At 70.4% G+C, this 24,748-nt stretch carries 28 protein-coding genes and 1 riboswitch; of the genes, 5 read left to right on the top strand and 23 right to left on the bottom strand.

The features are described 5' to 3' along the window. Positions 1-141: 141 nt before the first annotated feature. Positions 142-933, top strand: coding sequence for a prepilin peptidase (locus AC3IPP_RS03480; protein ID WP_489150374.1), 792 nt, complete (start codon positions 142-144; stop codon positions 931-933). Here the strand turns inward: AC3IPP_RS03480 and AC3IPP_RS03475 are convergent. Beyond that, on the bottom strand, positions 930-1,808 hold the full coding sequence (locus tag AC3IPP_RS03475) for a hypothetical protein (protein ID WP_489150373.1): 879 nt from the start codon (positions 1,806-1,808) through the stop codon (positions 930-932). The genes AC3IPP_RS03480 and AC3IPP_RS03475 overlap by 4 nt on opposite strands. Beyond that, positions 1,805-2,128 (bottom strand): hypothetical protein, encoded by a 324-nt coding sequence (locus AC3IPP_RS03470; RefSeq protein WP_143276130.1) that lies wholly within the window; start codon positions 2,126-2,128, stop codon positions 1,805-1,807. Before AC3IPP_RS03470 ends, AC3IPP_RS03475 begins: the two co-directional genes overlap by 4 nt. Before the next feature lies 1 nt (position 2,129). On the opposite strand from AC3IPP_RS03470, the gene AC3IPP_RS03465 reads away from it, so the two are divergent. Further along, entirely contained in the window at positions 2,130-2,690 is a 561-nt protein-coding gene (locus tag AC3IPP_RS03465) for an OmpA family protein (protein ID WP_087141544.1), read from the top strand. A gap of 102 nt (positions 2,691-2,792) precedes the next feature. Here AC3IPP_RS03465 and AC3IPP_RS03460 read toward each other — a convergent pair whose 3' ends face one another. From AC3IPP_RS03460 to AC3IPP_RS03385, 16 genes are all read right to left on the bottom strand, one after another. After that, positions 2,793-3,278, bottom strand: coding sequence for a DUF411 domain-containing protein (locus AC3IPP_RS03460; RefSeq protein WP_489150372.1), 486 nt, complete (start codon positions 3,276-3,278; stop codon positions 2,793-2,795). Positions 3,279-3,280: 2 nt separating this feature from the next. After that, a complete protein-coding gene (locus AC3IPP_RS03455) occupies positions 3,281-3,478 on the bottom strand; it encodes a heavy-metal-associated domain-containing protein (protein ID WP_087141508.1) in 198 nt (65 codons plus the stop codon). Between the two features lie 60 nt (positions 3,479-3,538). Continuing rightward, complete coding sequence (gene cueR / locus AC3IPP_RS03450; protein ID WP_489150371.1) at positions 3,539-3,958, bottom strand: Cu(I)-responsive transcriptional regulator; 420 nt, start codon at positions 3,956-3,958, stop codon at positions 3,539-3,541. Continuing rightward, positions 3,958-6,453 carry a heavy metal translocating P-type ATPase gene (locus AC3IPP_RS03445; RefSeq protein ID WP_489150370.1) on the bottom strand — a complete coding sequence of 832 codons (2,496 nt, stop codon included), beginning with the start codon at positions 6,451-6,453 and terminating at the stop codon, positions 3,958-3,960. The genes cueR and AC3IPP_RS03445 overlap by 1 nt, the downstream gene beginning before the upstream one ends. 73 nt (positions 6,454-6,526) lie before the next feature. Next, the gene (locus tag AC3IPP_RS03440; RefSeq protein WP_489150369.1) at positions 6,527-6,904 is read right to left on the bottom strand and encodes a DUF1636 domain-containing protein; all 378 of its coding nucleotides are present in this window, start codon (positions 6,902-6,904) and stop codon (positions 6,527-6,529) included. Continuing rightward, complete coding sequence (cobO, locus tag AC3IPP_RS03435) at positions 6,904-7,521, bottom strand: cob(I)yrinic acid a,c-diamide adenosyltransferase (RefSeq protein ID WP_489150368.1); 618 nt, start codon at positions 7,519-7,521, stop codon at positions 6,904-6,906. The genes AC3IPP_RS03440 and cobO overlap by 1 nt, the downstream gene beginning before the upstream one ends. Beyond that, positions 7,518-8,036 (bottom strand): tyrosine phosphatase family protein, encoded by a 519-nt coding sequence (locus tag AC3IPP_RS03430; protein WP_489150367.1) that lies wholly within the window; start codon positions 8,034-8,036, stop codon positions 7,518-7,520. Before AC3IPP_RS03430 ends, cobO begins: the two co-directional genes overlap by 4 nt. Then, on the bottom strand, positions 8,033-8,800 hold the full coding sequence (gene cobS, locus AC3IPP_RS03425; protein ID WP_489150366.1) for an adenosylcobinamide-GDP ribazoletransferase: 768 nt from the start codon (positions 8,798-8,800) through the stop codon (positions 8,033-8,035). The genes AC3IPP_RS03430 and cobS overlap by 4 nt, the downstream gene beginning before the upstream one ends. Beyond that, positions 8,797-9,840: a nicotinate-nucleotide--dimethylbenzimidazole phosphoribosyltransferase gene (cobT, locus tag AC3IPP_RS03420; protein WP_489150365.1), complete on the bottom strand. Its 1,044-nt coding sequence runs from the start codon at positions 9,838-9,840 to the stop codon at positions 8,797-8,799. Before cobT ends, cobS begins: the two co-directional genes overlap by 4 nt. Next, positions 9,837-11,309 (bottom strand): cobyric acid synthase, encoded by a 1,473-nt coding sequence (locus AC3IPP_RS03415; protein ID WP_489150364.1) that lies wholly within the window; start codon positions 11,307-11,309, stop codon positions 9,837-9,839. Before AC3IPP_RS03415 ends, cobT begins: the two co-directional genes overlap by 4 nt. After that, positions 11,297-12,244, bottom strand: a complete 948-nt coding sequence (gene cbiB / locus AC3IPP_RS03410) for an adenosylcobinamide-phosphate synthase CbiB (protein WP_489150363.1) — start codon at positions 12,242-12,244, stop codon at positions 11,297-11,299. The genes AC3IPP_RS03415 and cbiB overlap by 13 nt, the downstream gene beginning before the upstream one ends. Then, complete coding sequence (locus AC3IPP_RS03405; RefSeq protein WP_489150362.1) at positions 12,234-13,010, bottom strand: ABC transporter ATP-binding protein; 777 nt, start codon at positions 13,008-13,010, stop codon at positions 12,234-12,236. Before AC3IPP_RS03405 ends, cbiB begins: the two co-directional genes overlap by 11 nt. After that, on the bottom strand, positions 13,007-13,990 hold the full coding sequence (locus AC3IPP_RS03400) for a FecCD family ABC transporter permease (protein WP_489150361.1): 984 nt from the start codon (positions 13,988-13,990) through the stop codon (positions 13,007-13,009). Before AC3IPP_RS03400 ends, AC3IPP_RS03405 begins: the two co-directional genes overlap by 4 nt. Continuing rightward, a complete protein-coding gene (locus AC3IPP_RS03395; protein ID WP_489150360.1) occupies positions 13,987-14,838 on the bottom strand; it encodes an ABC transporter substrate-binding protein in 852 nt (283 codons plus the stop codon). Before AC3IPP_RS03395 ends, AC3IPP_RS03400 begins: the two co-directional genes overlap by 4 nt. Then, on the bottom strand, positions 14,835-15,845 hold the full coding sequence (gene cobD, locus AC3IPP_RS03390; RefSeq protein ID WP_489150359.1) for a threonine-phosphate decarboxylase CobD: 1,011 nt from the start codon (positions 15,843-15,845) through the stop codon (positions 14,835-14,837). The genes AC3IPP_RS03395 and cobD overlap by 4 nt, the downstream gene beginning before the upstream one ends. A 4-nt stretch (positions 15,846-15,849) precedes the next feature. Continuing rightward, the gene (locus AC3IPP_RS03385; protein ID WP_489150358.1) at positions 15,850-17,808 is read right to left on the bottom strand and encodes a TonB-dependent receptor plug domain-containing protein; all 1,959 of its coding nucleotides are present in this window, start codon (positions 17,806-17,808) and stop codon (positions 15,850-15,852) included. Between the two features lie 132 nt (positions 17,809-17,940). Next, positions 17,941-18,149, bottom strand: a riboswitch (cobalamin riboswitch). Between the two features lie 39 nt (positions 18,150-18,188). On the opposite strand from AC3IPP_RS03385, the gene cobU reads away from it, so the two are divergent. Next, entirely contained in the window at positions 18,189-18,710 is a 522-nt protein-coding gene (gene cobU, locus AC3IPP_RS03380) for a bifunctional adenosylcobinamide kinase/adenosylcobinamide-phosphate guanylyltransferase (RefSeq protein ID WP_489150357.1), read from the top strand. A gap of 5 nt (positions 18,711-18,715) precedes the next feature. On the opposite strand, the gene AC3IPP_RS03375 is transcribed toward cobU, so the two are convergent. Continuing rightward, positions 18,716-19,546, bottom strand: coding sequence for a 2-keto-4-pentenoate hydratase (locus tag AC3IPP_RS03375; RefSeq protein ID WP_489150356.1), 831 nt, complete (start codon positions 19,544-19,546; stop codon positions 18,716-18,718). 128 nt (positions 19,547-19,674) lie between these two features. Between AC3IPP_RS03375 and AC3IPP_RS03370 the strand changes: the two genes are divergently transcribed. Beyond that, positions 19,675-21,117, top strand: a complete 1,443-nt coding sequence (locus AC3IPP_RS03370; protein WP_489150355.1) for an aldehyde dehydrogenase family protein — start codon at positions 19,675-19,677, stop codon at positions 21,115-21,117. Positions 21,118-21,130: 13 nt separating this feature from the next. On the opposite strand, the gene AC3IPP_RS03365 is transcribed toward AC3IPP_RS03370, so the two are convergent. The 4 genes from AC3IPP_RS03365 to AC3IPP_RS03350 form a co-directional block, all read right to left on the bottom strand. Continuing rightward, positions 21,131-21,703, bottom strand: a complete 573-nt coding sequence (locus tag AC3IPP_RS03365; RefSeq protein WP_252865498.1) for an HNH endonuclease — start codon at positions 21,701-21,703, stop codon at positions 21,131-21,133. 136 nt (positions 21,704-21,839) lie between these two features. Continuing rightward, complete coding sequence (locus AC3IPP_RS03360; protein WP_489150354.1) at positions 21,840-22,238, bottom strand: ASCH domain-containing protein; 399 nt, start codon at positions 22,236-22,238, stop codon at positions 21,840-21,842. A gap of 21 nt (positions 22,239-22,259) precedes the next feature. Beyond that, on the bottom strand, positions 22,260-22,922 hold the full coding sequence (locus AC3IPP_RS03355; RefSeq protein ID WP_087141527.1) for a trimeric intracellular cation channel family protein: 663 nt from the start codon (positions 22,920-22,922) through the stop codon (positions 22,260-22,262). Positions 22,923-22,983: 61 nt separating this feature from the next. Further along, positions 22,984-23,637 carry a DNA-3-methyladenine glycosylase family protein gene (locus AC3IPP_RS03350; RefSeq protein WP_489150353.1) on the bottom strand — a complete coding sequence of 218 codons (654 nt, stop codon included), beginning with the start codon at positions 23,635-23,637 and terminating at the stop codon, positions 22,984-22,986. Between the two features lie 89 nt (positions 23,638-23,726). Between AC3IPP_RS03350 and gluQRS the strand changes: the two genes are divergently transcribed. After that, complete coding sequence (gene gluQRS, locus AC3IPP_RS03345) at positions 23,727-24,575, top strand: tRNA glutamyl-Q(34) synthetase GluQRS (RefSeq protein ID WP_489150352.1); 849 nt, start codon at positions 23,727-23,729, stop codon at positions 24,573-24,575. Positions 24,576-24,748 lie beyond the last annotated feature (173 nt).

Raw genomic sequence — 24,748 nt, 5'->3', positions numbered from 1 at the left:
GTCCTCCCGCCCTTGGCGGCGCCGATCCGTCGCAAGTGTCGCAGCCAAACGACACAACTGACGCGCGATCGGCATTTTGATTGCGTCCGCCCAGGCTCACGACGCAATAGGGAGATCGTTTGAGACCGGGGGACTGAATAGATGATGCTGGCGCTTCTGATGGGCGGGCTGGGGCTGATCGTCGGCAGCTTCCTGGGCCTGGTCAGCCTGCGCCTGCCGCGCGGGGAGGACATCGTGGTCAGCCGGTCGCAGTGCGGCGGCTGCGGGCGGCCGCTCAAGCCCTGGCGGATGATCCCGCTAGTCAGTTGGGCGCTGTCGCGCGGCAAGTGCAGCGACTGCGGCGCCGTCATTCCCCTGCGCTATCCCTTGATCGAACTGGCGTCCGGCGCGGTCGGCGTCTGGGCGGCCTTGTGCTTTCCCGATCCGGCCTGGGCGCTGGCCGGGGCCGTGCTGGGCTGGCAGCTTCTGTTGATCGCCGTGATCGACGCCGAGCATTTCTGGCTGCCCGACGCCCTGACCCTGCCCCTGTTCCTCAGCGGCCTGTTCGCCGCCGTGGCCCTGGACCCGGCGAACGTCCAGAGCGGGCTGAAGTGGTCGCTGATCGGGCCTCTGAAGACGCCCCTGATCGGGGCGGCGGCGGGCTTCGGCGGGCTGTGGCTGCTGGCCTTCCTCTACAAGCGCCTGCGCGGACGCGACGGCCTGGGCGGGGGCGACCCCTTCCTGCTGGGCGCGATCGGCGCCTGGGTCGGATGGATGGGCCTGCCCAGCGTGCTGCTGTGGGCGTCCCTGACCGGCCTCAGCCTGGTGGCGGCCAAGCTCGTGCTGCGTCGCCCCGTGACCGCCACCGACCGCCTGCCGTTCGGCGTCTTCCTGGCCATCGGGGCCTGGCTGACCTGGCTCTATGGTCCGTTGGGGCTGGGCTTCGGCGCCTAGAGCGACAGCAGGTCCGACCAGCGCCAGCGCCCGCCGCCCAGCGCCACGCGCGGCGCGCCCGGCTGGTCGCTGAGCGTCAGCAGCACATAGCCGTTCACCGTCTCGGCCTTACAGGCGCGCGACGAGAAGCCGACCGTCACGGCGATGGCCTGGCGCACCCCGGCCAGCCCCTTGCCCTCTTCGCCGGGGCTTTGCAGCCAGTCGCCGTTCCACATCAGGATGGCGCGGCCCGAGGCGCCGGAAGTGCGATAGGCTTGGCCGATGGCGGCGTTGATGCGCGCGTCGTTGCGCAGGGCGTCCTGGATGCGCTTGACCATGTCGCAGCCCTGCCCCGAGCCGCCGCCCACGCCCGAACCGGACCCGCCGCCGCTGCCGCCGCCGACGCCCGCCCCTGCGCCCCCGCCGCCGCCCGCGCCTTGACCGGCCGTCAGGGCGCCGCTCAGAGCCCCCTCGCCTAGCAGGACGAAGGAGACGCTGGGCTCCGGCGCGGAGATGGGCAGAGGCTCGACCGGCGTCGGACGCGGCGTCGGGCGGCTGGGCCGCGGCGTCGGCGGCGTAGGCGCGGTGCGTCGCGCCTTTTCGGGCGTCTGAGCGGGGACCGGCGCGGGCGCGGCTGGCGCAGGTTCCGGCTTCGGCGCAGGCGCAGCCTCCGAACCGCCCGCAGGCGCGTCGCCCGGCGCAGGTTCTGAAGGCGGCGGCGGCGGCGGAGGCTCCGGCGGGTCGACCAGCATCACCTCGACTGCCGGCGGAACCGGAGCCTCCGGCGGCCGTTCAACCGGCGCAGCAATAATCAGCGCCAGGACCAAACCGTGCGCGATCAGGCTGGCGACGATCGGGCCGGCCTTGTCCCGATGGCGACGAGGCCCCGCCTTCACCCCAAGGCTCCCCAAGCCTTGCCGTCATGGGCCTTGCAGTTGTTGACGGCCCCAAACACCAAAGCTTTCAATAGATTCTCCTCACCCTTTGATATTCGATAATGGTCATCCCAGCACGTCAGGAAAATGGCGCCAACAAGCCAGACCATAAATCGGCTCAAAACAGCAAGAACGTCGATTATTGAAATTTTTTTACAGTCAAGCTGAACCTTTTCACTTCTTCGAGCGTCTTTGCTCCGCCGTTTTGCAACCGACACCGGTGCGGCGCGTAAACATCCCCCGGGGTTGGGCCGGGCATGAAGGAGACTGAATTTGATCAAATTGGCATCTAGGACCGCTGTCATCGGCGCCGTCGCCGTTCTTGGCGTCGCCGTCAGCGGCTGCGCCAGCCACCGGTTCGTCCGCGACAACGTCCAGGTCGTGAACGAGCGCGTCGACGGCGTCGACGCCCACGTCACCCAGGTGGAAGGCACGGCGGGCGAAGCCCTGGCCCGCGCCAACGCCGCGCACAAACTGGCCCAGGGCAAGTTCCTGTATGAGGTCGTGCTGTCGGACGACTCGGTGAAGTTCCCGGTCAACCACACCGAACTGTCGCCGGAAGCCGAGCAGCGTCTGGCCGAGCTGGTTCAGCGCCTGCGCGCCGAGAACGCCAACGTCTATCTGGAAATCCAGGGCCACACCGACTCGACCGGCAACGACCAGATCAACGAGCGTCTGGGCCAGGAGCGCGCCGAAGCGGTGCGTCGTTTCCTGAGCGATCAGGGCATCGCGCTGAACCGCATGGCGACCATTTCCTACGGCGCCGCCAAGCCGGTCGCGCCGAACAACACCCGTGAAGGCCGCGCCCAGAACCGCCGCGTCGCCATCATGGTTCTGGCCTAACGGCTGAAGGCTTTCGCTCCGGCCTCCTGCCCCGGCCGGAACGAGAAACGGCGGCGTCCCGCAAGGGGCGCCGCCGTCGTCGTCTTCAGTTCAAGACCGTCGTCAGGCAGGATCGGCGCCGACGAAGGTCATGAAGCGCGCCGGCGCGCCCGCGCCGAAGCTCATGACCTCATAGCGTTCGGGCGCATATCCGGGCGCCTCCATGCCAGGCGAGCCGGTCGGCATGCCGCCCACGCCGATGCCGCGCGCTTGGCCGGGGTTTTTCAGGAAGGCCTTCACGCCCGCCGCCGGAACGTGGCCCTCGATGACCTTGCCGTCGATCACCGCCGTATGGCAGCTCCACAGCGACTGCGGCACGTTCAGGCGCTGCTTCACCGGGACCAGTTCGTCGGTCGCGATCACATTCACCTCGAAGCCCGAGCGCCGGATATGATCGACCCAGCCGCCGCAGCAGCCGCAGGAGTCGCTCTTGTAGACGGTCATCTCGGCCGCTTCGGCGGGCCGGGCGAAGCCCTCGGCCAGGAACACGCCGCCGCCGACGGCCAACGCCCCGACCGCGATCGCCGCCAGCTTAACAGGCATCTTCATCTTCAGTTCTCCTGAACGGGATAGCCGGCCGCCGCCAGGGCGTCGGACAGGGATTGCGCGGTCGCCGTCGTCTCGACCTCGACCCGGCGCGCCGGGACGTCGGCCGTGATCCTGGCCGCCGGATCGACGGACAGGACGGCTTTTTCCACCGAGGCGACGCAGCCGCCGCAACGGATCTTCGGGATGTTGAGCGAGATCATGACGATGCTCCTTTTCTTGGTACGCGACAGTTCATTGGACCCCTTGCCATCATAGGAAGGTCAAGCGGCCGCACCGGCTGCATCCTGCGACGGATCGCCCGCCAGGTCGGACAGGATCGGGCAGTCCGGCCGCTCGTCCCCGGCGCAGCAACTGGCCAGATGGCGCAGGGTGTCCGCCATCTCGCGCATCTCGAGGATACGCGCGTCCAGGTCGATCAGGTGCTTCTCGGCCATGGCCTTGACCTCGCGACTGGGCCGGGCGTTGTCGCGCCACAGGGACAGCAGGCGGCTGATCTCCTCGATCGAAAAACCCAGCCCCCGCGCCCGGCGGATGAAGCGCAGATCGTTCAGATCGCGCTCGGAAAAGTCGCGATAGTTGCCGTCCGTCCGGTCCGCCGGACGGATCAACCCCTGCGCCTCATAATAACGGATCATCTTGGCCGTGACGCCGGTCGCCTGGGCGGCCTTACCGATGTTCATCACGCGGCTCCCTTCACGCTGTTCGAACCGATATGGGGCTTGAAGGCGCGCAGTCGCAGGGCGTTCAGCACCACGCTGACGCTGGACAGGGCCATGGCCCCCGCCGCCAGCATGGGCGACAGCATCAGGCCGAAGACCGGATAGAGAACCCCCGCCGCCACCGGGATCAGCAGGACGTTGTAACCAAACGCCCAAGCCAGGTTCTGGCGGATATTGTTCATCGTCGCCCGCGACAGACCGATGGCGCTGACCGCACCGCGCAGGTCGCCGCCCGTCAGGACCACGTCCGCGCTCTCGATCGCCACGTCCGAGCCGCCGCCGACCGCCAGACCCACGTCCGCCGCCGCCAGGGCCGGGGCGTCGTTCACCCCGTCGCCGACGAAGGCGACCTTGCGCCCGCCCGCTTTCAGTTCTTCGATCACGGCCACCTTGCCGTCCGGCATGACCTCGGCGTGGACTTCATCGATGCCCAGACGGCGCGCCACGGCGGCTGCGGTGCGACGGTTGTCGCCGCTGATGACCGCCACCTTCAGCCCCAGGTCGTGCAGGGCGGCGATGGCCTCGGCCGTCGTCGCCTTGACCGGATCGGCCACGGCGATGATGGCGGCCAGTCGACCGTCCACGGCGGCGTAGAGCGGCGTCTTGCCCTCATCGCCCAGACGGGCCGCCGCCTCGGCGAACACGGCCACGTCGCAGCCCAGCTCGGCCATGTAGCGGTCGGCGCCGACGGCGACGCGCGCCCCGTCGACCAGACCCGTCACCCCCTTGCCCGGAATGGAGGCGAAGTCCTGCGGCTCGACCACCGTCACGCCGCGCGCCTCGGCCGCCGCGACCAGGGCGCGGGCCACCGGATGCTCGGAGCGTATCTCCAGCGCCGCCACCTGGGCCAGCACGGTCGCCTCGTCAAAGCCCTCGGCTGTGACCAGATCGGTCAGCGTCGGCTTGCCTTCGGTCAGGGTGCCGGTCTTGTCGAAGGCGACGACCTCGACGCCCTGCAGGGCCTGAAGCGCCTCGCCCTTTCGGAACAGAACGCCCAGCTCCGCCGCCCGGCCCACGCCCACCATGATGGAGGTCGGCGTCGCCAGACCCATGGCGCACGGGCAGGCGATGATCAGCACGGCCACGGTCGCGACCAGGGCCATGCCCAGCGCCGGGTCGGGTCCGAACAGGAACCACACGGCGAAGGTCAGGGCGGCGATGGCCATGACCACCGGCACGAACCAGCCCGTCACCTTGTCCACCAGCGCCTGGATCGGCAGCTTGGCCCCTTGCGCCGCCTCGACCATCTTGACGATCTGGGCCAGCACGGTCTGCGAGCCGACCTGGCGCGCCTCGAAGCGGAAGGCGCCCGTGGTGTTCAGCGTGCCGCCCGTGACCTCAGCGCCGGCGGTCTTCTCGACCGGGATCGGCTCGCCCGTCAGCATGGATTCATCGACGAATGAGGCGCCGTCGGTGACCACGCCGTCGACCGGCACCCGCTCGCCGGGGCGCACCACGACCACGTCGCCGACCTTGACCGCGTCGACGGCCACGTCCTGCTCGACGCCGTCACGCACCACGCGGGCGGTCTTGGCCTGCAGCGACATCAGGCGACGGATCGCTTGCCCCGTGCGCCCCTTGGCGCGCGCCTCGATCCAGCGCCCGACCAGGATCAAGGTGACGATCACCGCCGCCGCCTCGAAATAAATGTTGGCCGTGCCCGCAGGCAGCCACTGCGGCGCAAACGTCGCCACGGTCGAGAAAGCCCACGCCGCCGTCGCGCCCAGCACGACGAGGGAGTTCATGTCCGGCGCCCAGCGCAGCAGGGCGGGCACGCCCTTGCGGTAGAAGATGATCCCCGGCACGAACAGGACGAAGGTCGCCAGCACGAAACTGATGACCTTCCAGTTGAAGGCGCCGATGGTCTCATTGACCCAGTGGTGCATCCCCGGCACGAAGTGCGAGCCCATCTCCAGCACGAACAGCGGCAGGGTAGCCGCGCCCGCGATCAGCACGGCGCGGGCCAGCTTCTTGATCTCGGCGTCGCGGGCGGCCTGTTCGCGGTCGCTGGCGTCTGGCCCGGCGTCCTCGGGCGCCTCCAGCACATAGCCGGCCTGTTCGACGGCGGCGGCCAGATCCTGGAACGTCGTCGCCCCCGACAGGAAGCGCACCGTCGCCCGTTCGGTCGCCAGATTGACGCTGGCCGACAGCACGCCCGGCACGGCGGCCAGCGCCTTTTCGACCCGGCCGACACAGGAGGCGCAGGTCATCTCCCGCACGGGATAGACGACCTCCTCCTCCATCGGTTCATAGCCCGCGCTCTTGATAGCGGCGGCGACGGCGGCGGCGGAACCGTCAGGCGACAGCGACACCTGCGCCCGCTCGGCGGCCAGATTGACCTGCGCTTCGGTCACGCCCGGCACGGCGCGGATGGCCTTTTCGACCCGGCCCACGCAGCTGGCGCAGGTCATGCCCAGGACGGGCAGATCCAGTATTTTCAAGCCTTCGGCGGCCATGACGTCGTCCTCGTAAACCTTTGACGACGACACCCCTAAACCTTCCCATCAAGGGAAGGTCAAGCGCGCTAAATCAGGCGTCCTGGGGTAGGCGCGCGATGAAATGCCCCTTCATCCCCTCGGGCCAGTCGCGATAGGGCACGGCGCCGTCGGGACTGGCGGCGTAACGGCGCGCGAAATCGACGATGGCCTCGGCGGCCTCGGCGGTCGGCGTGAAGGTTCCCGCCAGGTAGCCGGGCTTTCCGCCCTGCGCCAGATAGACGGTGCAGTGGCTGCGGCAGGCCCACAGGCAGGCCTGCTCCTCGATCCGCAGTTCGGGCGCGCGTTCCGCCGCCGCCGCCACGGCCTGAAGCAGCCGCACCCCGCCGGAGACGCCGTCCGCATCGACCGGCTCGTCCGGCGACAGGCGGCAGGTGGTGCAGACCACCAGTCGCGCCGCAGGCCGGCTCATCAGAACTCCACCCCGGCCTGAGCCTTCACCCCGCCGCGGAACGGGTGTTTGACCATCTGCATGTCCGTGACGAGATCGGCCGCCTCGATCAGGGCGTCCGGAGCGTTGCGGCCGGTGATGACGACGTGGGTGTCAGCCGGGCGGGCGGCCAGAACCTCCAGCACCTCTTCGACGGGCAGATAGTCGTAGCGCAGGGCGATGTTCAGTTCGTCGCAAACGACCATCTTCCATTCCGGGTCCATGATGCGGGCCTTTGCGGCCTCCCACGCGCGGCGGACGTTGGCGATGTCGGCGGCGCGGTCCTGGGTGTCCCAGGTGAAGCCCTCGCCCATCGGCCGCATCTCGACCAGATCGGGAAAGCTGTCGAACAGGGTCTGTTCGCCCGTCTCCATCGCCCCCTTGATGAACTGGATGATGGAGGTCTTCATGCCGTGGCCGATCATGCGACAGACCATGCCCATGGCCGCCGTCGACTTGCCCTTGCCCGTCCCGGTGTGGACGATGACCAGGCCGCGCTCGACCGTCTTGGACTGCATCATCCGGGCGCGGGCGGCCTGGACGCGCTTCATCTTCTCGGCGTGGCGGGCGTTCAGTTCGGCGTCGTGCGGATCGCTCATCGGCGGTCGTCTCCTTCAGCGGTCAGGTCCAGTTCAAAGGGGGCGCCCCAGTCGGTCTCGGCGCCCCGGCCGATGGCCTCGACAGCGCGGATCATGGCGCCGTCGCGGTCCAGCAGGCGGTCGGCGTGGGCGACAATCAGGGCGTTGGGCGTGGCGGTCGGCGCGGCGTCTCGCAGACGCGCGGCCCACGCCTCCTCGCGCCCCGGCGCGGTGTGGGCGCAGGCGATGACATAGGCCGCCGCCGTCGAGCGGCTGACCCCCGCCCAGCAATGGATCAGCAGGGGCCTCGCCCCGGTCCAGTCTTCCGCAAAGGTCAGCAGGGCCTCGACGTGTTCGCAGGACGGCGCGACCAGCCCTGCGCGCGGGACGGCGATGTCGTTGAAGCGCAGGTCCAACCGATGCTCGGCCTCAAAGGCCGCGTCAGCCCCCGGCGAGGCCAGCGTCACCAGATGCGACGGTCGATGCTCGACCAACAGCCGCTCGACCTGCGGCAGGGGCGAGACGATCAACCTCATGACGCCAGCAACGCCGCGACGCCTAGCAGGAAGCCGACCTCGAACATCTGCTCGACCGCGCCCAGCACGTCGCCGGTGCGCCCGCCGATCAGCCGCTGCGCCTGCCAGGCCGGAACCGCGCCGACCACCAGCCCCGCCGCCACGCCGACCGCGCCCGCCATGACCGGCAGCAGAGCCAGCGGCCACAGGGCGACCAGAACGGCGACCGCCAGCCCCGTCATCGAGGCGCGGTCCGGCTTGCCCTCCTTGGCCATGCCGGGGTCGCCGCCATAGGGCATCAGCGCCATCGCTCCGACCGCCGCCGCCCGCCCCAGGCCATGCGAGGCGACCAGCGCCATAGCCGCCAGCCACGGCGATAGGCCGACCAGCATCGCCAACGCCGCCACCCGCAACGCCAGCGTCAGCCCCAGCGTCAGCGCGCCATAGGAGCCAAGGCGGCTGTCCTTCATGATCTCCAGCCGCCGCGCCCGCGTCTGGCCGCCGCCCAGACCGTCGGCGGTGTCGGCCAGCCCGTCCTCGTGGAAGCCGCCGGTCATCGCCACGCCCGCCGCCACGGCCAGCAGGGCCGCGATCCACGGGCTCCAGACCTGGGCCGCGCCATACAGGATCGCCGCAGCGATCAGGCCCACCACCTGCCCGACCAGCGGGAACCAGCGCGCGCTCTGCTGGATCCATTCGGGCTGGAAGTCGCGCAGCGGCGGCGTCGGCAGGCGCGTCAGGAACTGCAGGGCGCAGACGAACAGCCGCGCCTCGCGCCCGATCATCGCGCGGCCTCCAATATGTCCTTCAGCTCGGCCACGTCGGACAGCAGGGCGCAGGCCGCCTTCAACAGAGGCACGGCCAGCAGCGCCCCCGTCCCCTCGCCCAGCCGCATGTCGAGGCCCAGCAACGATTGCGCCTCGACCGCCTCCAGCATCCGGCGATGCCCCGCCTCGGCCGAGGCGTGGGCGAAGATGCAGTAGTCGCGCGCGTTCGGCGCCAGCCGGATCGCCAGCAAGGCCGCCGCCGAGCCGATGAAGCCGTCGACGATGACCGGAGCACCGGCTTTCGCCGCGCCCAGCAGCGCCCCGGCCATCATGGCGATCTCGAATCCTCCGAACTGGATCAGCACCTCCAGCGGCGCCGTCGCGTCCGAGCGGGCGGCGGCCTGGGCCAACACGACCTGCTTGCGCGCCAGCCCCTCGGGCGAATGCCCCGCCCCCTGCCCCACGCAGTCGAGCAGAGGCGCGGGCGCCAGCCGATGCATCAGCAGGGCGGCCGAGGCGCTGTTGCCGATGCCCATTTCGCCGAGCGCGATCACATCGGCCCCGTCGTCGATGGCGGCCCGCGCCATGGCGGCGCCTTCCAGCAGGGCGGCCTCGGCCTGATCGGGCGTCATGGCCGGTTCGACCGAGGCGTCTTTCGTGCCCGGCGCGACCTTGGCGTGGATCAGGCCCGCGCGGTCCGACAGATCAGCGGCGACGCCCGCGTCGATCACCTGCACCTGCGCGCCGACGACCTTGGCGAAGGCGTTGGCGCTGGCCCGCCCCGTCAGCAGGGTGTCGACCATGGCCACGGTCACGCCCGCCGGATAGGCCGCCACGCCCGAGCGCGTCAGGCCATGATCCCCGGCGAAGACCAGCAGCACCGGCTGGCTCACGGCCGGGCGAAGCGCCCCCTGAATCAGACCCAGCGTCAGGGCCAGATCCTCGATCCGGCCCAGGGCGCCGACCGGCTTGGCCTTGCCGTCCAACGCCTGACGCAGCGGCGCGCGCAGCCCCTGATCCAGCAGCGGCACGGAAAGAAGGTCGGTCAGTTCGGTCATGTCAGTCCTGCGATCCGGGCCAGCGCCGGAATGTCGAAATGGGTTTCCAGAACGGCAGCGATGCGGTCCAGCGCCTGATCCACGCGCGCGCCCTGATCCACACCGTCGGATGCGGCGCCGACCTCCGCCAGCAGGGCCGCCCGCGCCTCGGACCGATCGAACAGGCCGTGGACATAGAGGCCCGCGATCCGCCCATCATCAGAGCGCGCGCCATGCGCCGCCCCGTCGATGATGGCGACCGGGCGGGCCGTGTCCGGGCCGTCGGTGCGGCCGATGTGGATCTCATAGCCCGCGACCGCCGCGCTCGAAGGCGTCAGCCGTCCCTCGACCCAGCGCAGGGTCTTAGCCCCCGCCAGCACCGTCTCGACGTCCAGCAGGCCCAGCCCCGGCGCCGATCCCGCCACGCCCTCGACACCGTCAGGATCGCTGATCGTGCGGCCCAGCATCTGATAGCCGCCGCACACGCCCAGCACCCGTCCGCCGCGCCGCACATGGGCGGCGATGTCCACATCCCAACCCTGCGCCCGCAGGAGGGCCAGATCGGCCAGCGTCGCCTTGGTCCCCGGCAGGATGATCAGGTCGGCATCGCCCGGCAGGGCCTGCCCCGGCGGCACGAAGCCGAAATCCACGCCCGGCTCATGCCTCAGCGGATCAAAGTCGTCGAAATTGGCGATGCGCGACAGCATGGGCACGGCGATCCGCACCTTTCCGCCACGCTCGCCGCCCGACCGCTCCAGCACCACGGCGTCCTCAGCCGGAAGCGCCCGCGCATCTGCCAGCCACGGCGCCATGCCCAGATCCGCCCAGCCCGTGCGCCGCGTGATCTCGGCCCGGCCCTGATCGAACAGGGCCGGATCGCCGCGAAACTTGTTGATGATGAAGCCCCGGATCATGGCCCGGTCCTCGTCGTCCAGCACCGCATGGGCGCCGACCAGCGAGGCGATCACATGGCCCCGGTCGATGTCGCCGACCAGCACCACCGGCACGTCCGCCGCGCGGGCGAAGCCCATGTTGGCGATATCCCCGGCGCGCAGATTCGTCTCGGCCGGACTGCCCGCGCCCTCGACGATCACCAGATCGGCCTCGGCCTGAAGACGGCGGAAGCTGTCCAGCACCACGTCCAGCAGGGCGGCCTTGCGGTCCTGATAGCCCTTCGCCTGCCACACGCCCTCGACCTGACCGCGCACGACCAGCTGGGCGCCGGTGTCGCTCTGCGGCTTGAGCAGGACGGGGTTCATGTCGACGGTCGCCGGCGTGCGGCAGGCCAGGGCCTGAAGCGCCTGCGCCCGGCCGATCTCGCCCGCGCGGCCTGCTTGGTCAGGCGCGGTGACGGCGGCGTTGTTGGACATGTTCTGCGGCTTGAACGGCCGCACCCTCAGGCCGCGATTGGCGAAGACGCGGCACAACCCGGCGACCAGCACCGACTTGCCCACGTCCGAGCCGCAACCCTGAATCATCAGCGCGGCCATGCGAAACCCCCGGCGATCAACAGCATCAGCAACAGGGCGCAGGCGACGCCGTAAACCTTCAGCCCTCGTTTCAGGTCGTGGGCGGACGGCGGCGCCCAGTCGCCGAAGACAGGTCGATCAGTCACGGCGCCGTCATAGCGGACCAGCCCGCCCAGTCGAACCCGCAGGGCGCCCGCCATGGCCGCCTCGGTCCATCCGGCGTTGGGCGAGGCGTGCTTGCCCGCGTCGCGCCACATGATGCGCCAGCCCTGCCCGCCGCCCAGGGCGATCAAGGCGCCCGCGATCCGCGCGGGTATCCAGTTCATCACATCGTCGGTGCGCGCCGCCGCCCAGCCGAAAGCCCGCCAGCGCGGCTCCATATGGCCGATCATGCTGTCAGCGGTGTTGATCGCCTTATAGACGAACAGCCCCGGCAGGCCGCCGATCACGAACCAGAAGACCGGTGCGACCACGCCGTCGCAGAAGCTTTCGGCCAGGCTTTCCAAAGCGGCGGTCGCGACCTCGCCCTCGTCCATCGCCTCGACGTCCCGGCCGACGATCATGCCGACCGCCAGACGCGCGGCGGGCAGGTCGCCCGCCTTCAGCGGCCGGGCCACGGCGCGGACGTGATCGAACAGGCTGCGCGCCGCCAGCCCCGTCGCGCCGCAGACCAGCAGAAGCGCCACCCCCGGCCACAACGGCGAGACGGCGGCCAGCGCCTGCACGCCCCAGCCCGCGCCGCCCGCAACGGCGATCAGGATCAGCACCGTGACGACGCCCAGGATGCGGCGCGCCCGTTCCGGCCCCTCCGCCCTGTTCCAGCGCCGTTCCAGCACCGCGATCAGGGCGCCGATCCACGCCACCGGATGCGACAGGCGCCGGGGCCAGCCGACGACGCCTTCGATCAGCAAAGCGCCGGCGACGATCCAGGGCGTGGGCAGGCTGCTAACGGGCACGGCTGACCATTTCCAGCACCGGGCCGCGCACGCCGTCGAGGGTGCGCGCCTCGACGCCGTACGCCGCCTTCAGCACCGCGGGCGACAGGGCCTCGGCCGGGGCGGCGTCGGCCAGCACCCGCCCCTCGGCCAGCACGATCACCCGATCCGCCACGCGCAGGGCGGCGTCGAGGTCGTGCAGGGTCAGGACCACGCCCCGCCCCTCTTCATCCGCCAACCGTCGAAACAGGTCGCAGGCGTCCAGCACATGGCCGGGGTCGAGGCCCGCCAGCGGCTCGTCCGCCAGAAGCCATTGCGGCTCTCCGGCCAGGGCGCGGGCGATCAGCACACGCGCCCGCTCGCCGCCCGACAGGGTCGAGACGACGCGGTCGGCGAACGCCTCCACCCCCGTCACAGCCATGGCGCGGGCCACGGCGGCGCGGTCGTCCGCCCTCAAACCCCAGGCGCCGACGTAGGGCGTGCGGCCCAGACCGACGAAGGTGCGCCCCTCGACCGCCCAGGCGATCTCGGCGTTCTGGGGCAGGTAGGCGATGCGACGCGCCCGCGCGCGCGGCGCCAGGTCGTGCAGCGGCCGCCCGTCCAGCGTCACTCGGCCCGCGTCGGGCGTACGAAGCGCCGCCAGACAGTCCAGCAGCGTCGACTTGCCCGCCCCGTTCGGTCCGACGATCGCCGTCACCAGCCCCGGCGCGAAGGCCGCGCCGACGCCGTTCAGCACCGCCTTGTCGCCCAGGCGGCCGGACAGGGTCTCCGCGCGCAGGATGCTCATGTCAGCCTCCGTCTCATGCTGATCAGCAGGGCCAGGAAGAAGGGGCCGCCCAGGGCCGCCATGGCCACGCCCAGCTTGATCTCGGTCGAGGCGGGCGTCAGCCGCACCAGAATGTCCGCCGCCAGAGTCAGGGCCGCGCCGCCCAGGGCCGAGGGCAGCAGCAGGCCGCTGGGCCGCGCGCCGATCAGGGGCCGCAGCAGATGCGGCACGATCAGACCGACGAAGCCGATCGAGCCCGTCACCGCCACCGCCGAGCCGACCGCCAGGGCCGCCCCCAGCGCCAGCATCATGCGCCCGGCATCCAGCCGCACGCCCAGCGACCGCGCCCCCGCCTCGCCCAGCGTCAGGGCGTCCAGCGTCCTTCCTTGGGTCAACAGCAGCAGGCAGCCCAAGATCATGCCCGGCGCCGCCAGCCTCAGCTCGACCACGCTGCGATCGGCCAGTGACCCCATCAGCCAGTTGACGATCTCGTTCACCGCCCAGGGGTTGGGTGCCAGGTTCAGCGCCAGGGCGACGCCCGCCCCCGCCATGCTCTGGATCACCACCCCGGCCAGGATGAAGGTGACGACGCTGCTGGTCGCGCCCGCCAGGGCCAGCAACAGCAAGACGCCGATCCCCGCCCCGACCATGGCCGCGACGGGCAAGACCCACGGCGCGCTGGCCGCCGCCCCCAGATAGAAGGTCAGCACCGCCCCCAGCGCCGCCATGGTCGAGACGCCCAGGATGGCCGGATCGGCCAGAGGATTGCGGGTGTAACCCTGCAACGCCGCCCCGGTCAGGCCCAGCACCGCCCCGACCATCAGGGCCAGCACCGTGCGCGGCAGGCGCAGCTCGAACAGGATGGCCCAGGCGGGATCGCCGCGCTGGCTCGCCCAGTCGCTCCACGGAATCCAGACGCGGCCCGCGCTCATGCTGGCCACGGACAGGGCGGCGATCAGGAGCAGCAGCCCGATCATCACCAGGGGACGCGGCAGGGTCATGTCAGGGCCTCCAGCGCCGTACGGCGCGCGCGAGCCAGGGCGGCGGCGGTCTGGATCAGCACCGGCCCGCCGCAATAGAGCAGCTTCTCTTCCAGTTGCGCCTGCACCATCCGGCCGGACAGGGACTTCAGCGCCGGATGGCGCATCACCCGGTCGGCCCAGGTCCGCGAGCCGCGCACCGGAACGCCGCTGAGCAGCACTTGGGGCGGGTCGGCCAGCAGGCGCTCGACCGGCACGTTTCCCCATTTGCCCAGACCGTAGCGGCCGGCGACGTTCTCGAACCCGGCGCGGGTCATCATCTCGTCCATCAGGGTGCCGCGCCCGGCGGAAAAGCCGTTGGGCTGATAGATCAGGGCCGTCAGCGGCGGCGCCCCCGGCGACGGGGCCGAGGCGGCGATGGCGGCCTCGATGCGCGCGATCAGGACCTGGCCCCGCGCCGGGCGGCCGACCAGGCGGGCGACCTCGCGCACCTGGTCCAGACTGGTCGCCACGCTGTCGGGCACAGAGAACAGCTCTGTCTGAATGTTCATGCGGCCCAGGGCGTTGCGGGTGGCCAGGGCGCTATGGCGGCTGGTCAGCACCAGGTCGGGGCGCAGGGCGATGACCTCCTCCGCCGTCTCCCAGGTGAAGGGCAAGGTCTTGGCCACCTCGGAAATGGTCGAGCCGACCGGCTCGCGCGCATAGTGGCTGAGGGCCGCGATCTGCCCCCGGTCGGCGACGTGGACCAGGATGGCGTCGAGGCAGGCGTTCAGCGACACCACGCGACGCGGGGCGGCGCCGGCCGCAGCCGGCGCGGCGACCAGCATCGCCCCCGCGCCCGCCAACGCCTGTCGCCGGGTCGCCCTCATGCGAAGGCCTCCAACGCACGTTGAAGACGAGGGAAATCGCGCTCGGCCGGGACGCCGAAGCGCAGGGCGTCGGGCGTGTGATCGAACGGCCGGGTCAGGATTCCCGCCCGGCACAGGTGCTGGAACCAGCGCGCGGCGTGGGGCGTGCGCGTCATGCGGAACAGGCTGGTCCCGCCGATGATCTGGAACCCCGCCCGCGCCAGCAGGTCGTCCAGCCGGTCAGCCCGCTCGGCCAGGGCCGCCTCGGTCCGGCGCCGCCAGGCCTCGTCGGCGTAGGCGCCGCGCCCCAGCGCCAGGGCGTCCGCGCCGACCGGCCAGTCGCCCTGAAACGCGCGCAAACGCCGGATCAGCTCGGGTGCCGCCAGCATGAAGCCCAGCCGCACCCCGGCCAGACCATAGAACTTGCCGAAGGAGCGCAGGACGATCAGCCCCGGCTCGGTCAGGTCCGACACGCTGTCGCCGGGCGCGCATTCGATGAAGGACTCGTCCGCCACCAGCCAGCGCCCCGCCTTGGAGCGCGCCCGCGCCATGGCGATCAGATCGGCCCGCCGGGTCAGGCGGCCGTCGGGGTTGTTCGGATTGACGATGACCAGCACGCCCGCCTGCGAAGCCGCCGCCTGATCGGGCGCGATCAGGCGCGTCGCCACGCCCGCCGCGCGCCAGGCCTCGGCGTGGGCGCCGTAGGTCGGGCCGACGACTTCGACCGCCCGCACGCCCAGCAGCAGGGGCAGAAGACGGATCGCCGCCTCGGCCCCCGCGACCGCCGCCGTCCGCTCGGGCGAAGCGCCGAAGGCGGCCGCAGAGACGGCCTCCAGCGCCGCCAGGGCGGCTGGATCGGGCAGGCGGTTCAGCGCCTCCTCCGACGCGCGCGGTCCCCGCCACGGTTCAGGATTGATCCCCGTGGACAGGTCCAGCCAGGGCTGCGGCGCGTCGGGATAGGCGGCGGCGGCCGTCATCAGGCCGCCGCCGTGCCGGGTCGCCGTCGTCAGGAACGCGGCGTCCTTCATCACATCAGAACCGGACGCGAACGCCGCCGAACACGCCGCGGCCCGGCGCGCCGTAGTTCAGGACCGTCTGATAGTCCTCGTCGAAAGCGTTCTCGATCCGACCATAGACTTCGAGGGTGTCGTTGATCGGATAGGAGGCGCGCAGGTCAACCAGGGTGTAGGAATCGACCTTCACCGTGTTGGCGTCGTTGTTGAACGTCTCGCCGACGTAACGCACCGCCACGCCCGTCTTCAGACCGAAGGCGAAGGCGTAGTCGGCGGCGAAGTTCGCCATGTGCTCGGGACGACGCGTCAGGCGCTTGCCGTCCGTGGCGCCCGAGGCGCTCTTGGCGTCGGTCCAGGTGTAGTTGGCGCTGACGTTCAGGCGCTCCGTCACGTCCACGCGGCCGACCAGTTCGACGCCTTGCGCCTCGGTCTTCTGGACGTTGCGGTAATAGCCCCAGCGGCCCACGCCGTTGACGGTGCACAGCGGGTCCGTCGAGGGCGTCGAGCAGCCGTTGTAGCGGATCTCATTGTCCGCCTGGCGGTTGAAGTAGGTCGCCGAGACGACAGCGCGGTCGAACAGGCGCTGCTCGACGCCGATCTCCCAGCTGTCGAACTCTTCCGGCTGCAGGTTCAGATTGCCGTACTCGCTGTACAGCTCATACAGGCCCGGCGCGCGGAAGCCCTGGCCCCAGCTGGCGCGCACCACCGTATCGCCCTCGTTCAGGGCCCAGGCCGCCGCGACCTGGCCCAGCAGGTTGTCGCCATACTGGGCGTGGTCGTCGTAGCGCAGGCCGCCGGTCAGGGTCAGGCCGTCCAGCACCGTCCACTGAACCTGGCCATAGGCGCTGTTGAGCTCGGCCTCGCCGCGACCGAAGGTCGGGTTCGGGTTCCAGTCGCCGGGCGAGCGGGTCTTCATCTCCGACTTCTCGTGCTCCAGGCCGAAGGTCGCGTTCAGCGCCTCGGTGACGGCGAAGGCGCCCTGATACTCCCAGCGACGGTTCTGGCCCTCGGCGTCGAAGGTCAGGGTCTGGACCTTGTTGTCCGGGTTGAAGTTGCGGCGATCCGTGTCGGTGTGGGCGTAGCCGATGCGGTTGCGGAAACGGCCGTCCAGCAGGTCGAAGTTCAGGCCGGCGTAGGCGACCAGCTCCTGGGTCTTGCCGTATTCGCGGCTGTCGCCGTTGAAGGCGTCGAAATCGTTGCGACCGCTGGACCAGACCGAACGCAGATCCAGGGAGACCGCGTCCGTCACCTTGACGTTCAGGCGGCCCGACAGGCCGGTGTTGGTATAGCCGTCGTCCTCGGTTCCCTTGGCGAAGGCCGAGAAGCCGTCGGTGTCATAGCGGCTGGCCGCCAGGCGCCAGCTCAGACGTTCATTGGCGCCGCCGATCCCGCCGCGGAAATAGGTCGTGCCGCGCGCGCCGGCCTCGGCGTCGAGGCTGCCTTGCAGGGCTTCAGTCGGTTCGGCCGTGACGATGTTGACCACGCCGCCGATGGCCTGGCTGCCCCACAGGGTCGACTGGGCGCCGCGCAGCACCTCGATGCGCGCCGTGTCGCCGACCAGCAGATTGCCGAAGTTGAAGCCGCCCTGCGTCGAGGACGGGTCGTTCAGCTTGACCCCGTCGATCAGGACGACGGTGTGCTGGCTCTCGGCGCCGCGGATGTTGACGCCCGTGGACGTGCCGACGCCGCCGTTGCGGGTAAAGCTGACGCCCGGCGTCTGGGCCAGAAGTTCGACCACGGCCGGGGTCTGGCGCGCCTCGATGGCGGCCTGGGTCAGGACGGTGACCGATGCGCCGACGCGCTCGATCGGCTGGGCCGAACGGTTGGCGGTGACGACCACGTCCTCGACGGCGGTGGCGCCGGCGCGGCCCGCCACATCGGGAGCGGCGGCTTGCTGGTCGAGGACTTCAGCGGCGAAGGCGGGGGCGGCGGCCAGAAGGCTGGCGGCGGCCAGGGTAGCGAATGCGGTCCGGTTCATTCCGGGTCTCCATATGACGACGCCGCGCCGGACCGCCCGTCGCCCGGATGAGCGAAAGCGGCCGCTGACGCGGCTGGTTTACGACTGTCGTCACACGAGTTGCCTCGACCGCCCGGCACATCCCGACCGCACGGAGAACGACGGCGACAGGCAGGTCTCCTGGCTCGCGGATCAAGGCCGGTGCGCGTCGCCTTCCCAGAAGTCGTTCAGGCCGTGGCCTTCCGGACCGCCAGTGGCGTATGACGCGCGGGCTAGCCGCTTACAGTTGCGGGAACAGCCGGAGTTTCACACTCCGTTCCCTTTCAATCCCCTTTCGGGGAACCTGACGCGACCGTGGCAGTAGGACCGCGTGCGGTTCAGGTCAACCGGAGAGACCACGCATGGCCCTCACCCTGGTTCTCGGCGGCGCCCGTTCCGGCAAGAGCGGCTACGCCCAGCGACAGGCCGAACAGGCCGCCGAGGCGGCGGGCCGCCCGCCCGTCTTCATCGCCACCGCCGAGGCCTTCGACGACGAAATGCGCGACCGCATCGCCCGCCATCAGGCCGAGCGCGGCGATGTCTGGCGCCGGGTCGAGGCTCCGCTGGACCTGGCCGAGGCCGTGCGCGCCCTGTCGGCCGAGGACGTGGCGGTGGTCGACTGCCTGACGCTGTGGCTCAGCAATCAGATGCTGGCCGAACGCGACCTGGCCGCCGCCGTCGACGACCTGGCACAGGCCCTGGCCGCCTGCCCCGCCGCGTTGTGGGTCGTCAGCAATGAGGTCGGCTGGTCCCTGGTGCCCGACAATCCGTTGGGCCGCCGCTTCCGCGACGAAGCGGGCCGCCTGAACCAGCGCATCGCCGCCGTCGCCGATACCGCCTGCCTGATCGTCGCGGGGATGCGCCTGCCGCTAGAGCGGATCTGAGGCGCTCATTCCTTCAGGTCGAGCCGAGGCTGCGCCTTCACCGTGCGGCAGCGTATCTCGCCGACGCCGTCGAAACGGCAGACCGCTTCATCGCCGACCCCCACGCGATGAACCCCCGTAACGGCGCCGGTCGAGATCAGGGCGCCCGCCGTCAGCGGCCGCCCGCGTCGCGCACCGTGCTCCAGCAGGAACCGCACCGATTCCAGCGCGCCGCCGGCCAGGGAAGCCGAGCCGCCCTGCCCCACACGCTCTGCATTGATGACGGTCTCCACCTCGACCGTTTCGAGCCGGGCGCGCCAGTCCGTCAGCTCGGGACCGATCAACAGACCGCCGTTGTTGCCGAAGTCTGAGGCCGCCACCGTCGGCCCCAGGTCGTTGATGGTCGGCAGGGGGCTGCCCGCCAATTCCACCCCGATGAAGACGACGTCGATCTGATCGGCGGCGGCCTCAAGGCTCCAGTCCAGGCGCACCGGGTCGACATCCGCGCCGATGCGGGCGATGAACTCGGCCTCGATCGCCGCGAAACCGCCTTCGATCACCGGAAGCGCCGTCGCCTGCGGTCCCGCAGTCCAGACATTGGCGGCGAAGACGGGTCCCGCCACGCGATGCGCGCCCAGCACGCCTTGCAGCGCCGGAGGCACCCCGCCGACCTTCCAGCCGACGACCTGGTTGGGGTACAGGGCGATCGCCTGATCCTGGATCGCATAGGAACGGCTCAGCGTCTCGGGCGTCGCCCCCGGATAGTCGCGCAAGGCTCGCGCCGAAAGGCGATGCTCCACAAAGGTCCGCGCAACCGCCAGATCGTCGGCTTCCGAAGAAAGATGCTGCTGGTTCACGCACAACGCCCCCGATTGAAAGGGGCGGATAATGTGTCGCTGCGGAAAGCCTCGTCAATCGTCGGCCCGACGCCTTGTCCGCGCCGCCGCCGTTGGGCAATCCAGCCTGGCAACCGAGGATGATCCCCATGACCGACACGCTCGAGCTTTCGCACTGGATCGGCGGCGAGAAGATCGCCGGGGCGCGGACGGGCGAGAGCCTGAACCCCTCGGACACGCGCGAGGTCGTGGCCCGCACGCCCCAGGGCGGGGCGGCCGAAGTCGACCAGGCGGTCCAGGCGGCGCGCGCGGCCTTCGGTCCCTGGGCCGACGCCTCGCCGGAGGTGCGCTCGGACATCCTCGACCGGGCCGGGACGCTGCTGATGGAGCGACGCGAAACCGTCGGCCGCCTGCTGTCGCGTGAAGAGGGCAAGACCCTGGCCGAGGGCGTCGGCGAGACCGCCCGCGCCGCCCGCATCCTGAAGTTCTTCGCCGGCGAGGCCCTGCGCCTGCACGGCCAGAACCTGGCCTCGACCCGGCCCGGCGTCGAAATCCAGACCTATCGTCAGCCGGTCGGGGTGTTCGGCCTGATCACGCCGTGGAACTTCCCCATCGCCATTCCGGCCTGGAAGATCGCCCCGGCCATCGCCTTCGGCAACACCGTCGTCATCAAGCCCGCCGGCCCGACCCCGGCCACGGCCGAGGCCCTAATCGCCGTCCTGCATGAGGCGGGCCTGCCCGGCGGCGTGGTCAACATGGTCATCGGCGACGGCGACGTCGGCCGCGCCATCGTCGCCCACCCGGACGTGGACGGGATCAGCTTCACCGGCTCGCAGAAGGTCGGCGCCGGGGTGGCCGAGGGGGCGATGAAACGCCAGGCCCGCGTGCAACTGGAGATGGGCGGCAAGAACCCGCTGATCGTGATGGACGACGCCGATCTGGAGCACGCCGTGGCCATCGCGCTGGACGGCAGCTTCTTCGCCACGGGCCAGCGTTGCACGGCCTCCAGCCGCCTGATCGTGCAGGACGGAATCCACGACCGCTTCGTCGTCGCCCTGGCCGAGAAGGTGAAGGTTTTGCGCATCGGCGACGCCCTCGACCCGACGACCCAAATGGGCCCCGCCGTGACCGAAGCTCAACGTCAGGTCTCCTACGACTACATCGCCATCGCCCGCGACGGCGGCGGCCGCGTGCTCGCCGGCGGCGAGAGCCTCAGCCTCGACAAGCCTGGCTGGTACGTCCAGCCGACCTTGATCGTCGACACCCAAGCCGACGCCCGCATCAACACCGAGGAAGTGTTCGGCCCCGTCGCCTCGACCATCCGCGTCGCCTCCTATGAAGAGGCCCTGGCGGTCGCCAACGGCGTCGAGTTCGGCCTGTCAGCGGGTATCGTCACCCAGTCGCTGAAGCACGCGCGCGACTTCCAGCGCCGCGCAAAGGCGGGCATGACCATGGTCAACCTGGCCACTGCGGGCGTGGACTACCACGTCCCCTTCGGCGGCATGAAGAAGTCCAGCTACGGCCCGCGCGAGCAGGGCTTCGCGGCGGCCGATTTCTACACCCAGACCAAGACGAGTTACTCGGCCAGTTGAGACGGGCGGCGCGCTACGGCTCCAGCTCGATGTCCCAATAGAGATAGTCCAGCCAGCTCTGGTGCAGGAAGTGGGGCGGGAAGCGCCGTCCCGCCTGCTGAAGCTGCCAGGCGCTGGGCTGGTGAGCGGTGCGGCGCAGGGGCATGTGGGCCTGGCCGGGCGTGCGGCCGCCCTTGCGCAGGTTGCAGGGACCGCAAGCCGCGACAATGTTCTGCCACGTCGTGCGCCCGCCGCGCGAGCGGGGGATCACGTGGTCGAAGGTCAGATCCTGGGCCGTGCCCGGCGCGCCGCAATACTGGCAGGCGAAACCGTCGCGCAGGAAGACGTTGAACCGGGTGAAGGCCGGCTTGCGGTCTTGGTCCACATAGGACTTCAGACAGACCACGCTCGGCAGCTGCATCTCCAGCGAGGGGCTGCGGACGACCTTGTCATAGGTGGCGACCACGTCGACGCGGTCCTGCCACACGGCCTTGACCACCTCTTCCCACGGCCACAGCGACAGAGGAAAATAGGACAAGGGCCTGAAATCGGCGTTCAGCACCAAGGCTGGAAAGCCGGACGGCGGGCGGGACAGGACCTGCATCAGGCCCTCCCGCTCATACGGGGGGTTATCGACGCGACAGGACTGAAGACACGTCTCCTTCCTTGGTCTGATGGCGAAACCCTACGCCTGATTCTCCCGCATCGCCATGACAGATACGGCGCGTTTTCGTGACGCGCCCTTAGAAGACCTCGACCAGTTCAAAGCGCTCGCAGACCACCTTCATGCCCGGCGCCCAGGTTCCTTCGCGGCGGTAGTAGGCCTCATGGGCGTCGCGCCACCATTCATAGGTCAAGTCGCCCTCTCCCTCGGCGCGCGCGAAGTCCTCGCTGACCTGCTCGAAGGGCATGATCTCGACCTCGGTCGTGCGGATCGCGCAGCGAGGGGCTCCAGCGCCGTCCAGAATGACGCTGACCTCGCCCACGGTCGGCATGATGTCAGCCTCGCATGACGCCAGCGACGAACAGGTCGCGCGCTTGCCGCCCGCCAGCACCAGGGCCAGCAGTTCATCAGCCAGTTCGGGGCTGTCGCCAAAGGGCCAACGGGGCGCATCCGCATAGGCGGCGGGAAGGTCGCTCATCTTCATCCTCAATAACTGGTCTTAATAACGCGAAGCGGCGGTCGGGAAGGCGGGCAGGCTCCAGCCCCACTTCAGGGCGCCGGCGCGCACGCCGAACCCGGCCACGACGGCGACCGCCACGGCGGGCCATGTGGGCAGGCTCACCGCCTTCAGGCCGACGAACAGGGCCGCAGACACCAGGGCGGCGGTGATGTTCAGTTCGCGCCGCAACAGGATGGAGGGCTGGTGCGCCAGCACGTCGCGCACGATGCCGCCGAAGCAGGCCGTCAGCACGCCCATGACAATGCAGATCAGCGGCGTCACGCCGTAAGAGGCCGCCTTGGCCGCCCCCATGACGCCATAGGCCGCCAGGCCCACCGCATCGAGCCACAGCAGGGCGCGGAAACGCCACGACCGCGAACCCAGCATCCAGAAGCCGACCGCCGCCACCATACAGACAGCGACATAGCGCCAGTCCTGCACCCAGAAGACGGGCGCCCCGATCAGCAGATCGCGCAGGGTGCCGCCGCCCATGCCGGTCACGGCGGCGAAGAAGGCGAAGGTCAGGACGTCATGCTTCTCGCGCGCGGCGGCCAGGGCGCCGGTGGCGGCGAAGACGGCCACCCCCGCAAAATCCAGCAACGGCAGCACCGCAGCCGGACGAACCAGGTCTGCGCCCGCGATCGGCTCCAACATCGTCATCATCCCCAAGGCGCCGCGCGGCGCCGTCTTCGGGGTCGCCCCCAGCCTTCATGAATGCCGAAGGCTAGACGCCCTCGTCCAGCGCGATCTCGCCGCGCCGAACGCCACCATACCATCCCCAGAGCAAATGCGCCGCCACCGCGCGATGCGGCCGCCAGATCTCGGCGCGGGCATAGGCCTGTTTCTCGTTCGGGCGGTCCTCGGCGCGGTCGGCCCAACGCATGGCCTCCTGCAAAGCCACGTCGCCGCCGGGAAAGACATCCGCCCGCCCTTCGCAGAACATCAGGAAGGTCTCGGCCGTCCACTTGCCCACCCCCTTGATGGCGACCAGGGCGGCGATGGCCTGAGTGTCGTCCAGCCGTTCCAGATGGTCGAAGTCGATGTGGCCGTCCGCATGGGCGCGGGCGATCTCATGACCGTATTTCGCCTTCTGACCCGACAGGCCGAAGGTGCGCAGCGTCTCGACATCCCGCGCCAGCACGGCGTCGGGCGTCACCTGCCCGTCCAGCCCCTCGACCACCCGTTTCCAGATGGCGGCGGCGGCGGCCACTGACACCTGCTGCTCGACGATCATGCGGAACAGGCCCTCATAGCCGCCGGGCCGCAGCCGCCACTCGAACACGGGCGTCGAGGCGTGGGCGCGCGCCAGCGCCGGATCGGCGGCGGCCAGAGCCTCGCGAGCGGCAGCGACGGAGGCGGGTGACGGAGCAAGGGCCATGACGCCATGCTAAGCCTGCGCCCCATCCCTCGAAAAGAGCCGTTCGCCGCCCGGTTCTGACCACGGCCGGAAACCGCTAGTCTGTCGCCATGTTCGCCACCCGCTTCGCCCCCTCGCCCACCGGCCGCCTGCACAAGGGGCACGCCTTTTCGGCCATGACCGCGTATCGGGCGGCGAAGGCGGCGGGCGGGCGCTTCGTGCTGCGGATCGAGGACATCGACCCGACGCGCTGCAGGCCCGAGTTCGAGGCGGCGATCTACGAAGACCTCGCCTGGCTGGGGCTGGATTGGGAGACGCCCGTGCGGCGTCAGTCCGATCACCTGGCCGACTACGCCGCCGTGGTCGAAGCGCTGGACCGGCGCGGCCTGCTCTATCGCTGCTTCCGTACCCGCAAGGAGATATTGGACGCCATCGGCGACGCCCCCCACGGCCCCGCCGAAGCGGCGCGCCCCGGTCCGCATCCCCCCGAGGAAGAGGCCCGTCTGCTGGCCGAGGAGCGCCCCTTCGCCTGGCGGCTGTCGCTGGATCGGGCGAAGGAGGCGCTGGGCGGCGCGGCCTGGGACGCCCTGAGTTTCGTCGAGGAAGGCTCGGGCCCCGAGGGCGAGACCGGCGTGGTCAAGGCGCGGCCCGAGACGGCGGGCGACGTGGTGCTGGCGCGCAAGGACGCCGGGACCGCCTACCACCTGGCGGTGACGCACGACGACGCCCTGCAGGCGATCAGCCACGTCATTCGGGGGCAGGACCTGTTCGAGGCGACGCATATCCAGCGGCTGATCCAGGCGCTGATGGACTGGCCCGCGCCGGTCTATCGCCACCACCGCCTGCTGGCCGGACCTGACGGCCGCCGCTACGCCAAGCGCGACCGCTCGGTTACCTTGGCTGAACTGAGAGAGGGCGGCCTGACGCCTGAAACGCTGAGGGCGGAACTGGGGTTCTGAGGGCGGGACAAGTCGCTCGGCTCACCAAGCGCGCCGTCATCCTCGGGCTTGACCCGAGGATCCAGTCACACGACGGCAGCCGCATAAAGGTCACGCCGGATCAGACGTTGCGGAGCTGGATCCTCGGGTCAAGCCCGAGGATGACGGCGGTGGGGTGTGAGGACGTGAGGATG

It is taken from the genome of Brevundimonas sp. KH_060, assembly GCF_057838275.1.
This window is presented reverse-complemented; position numbering and strand designations above follow the sequence as displayed.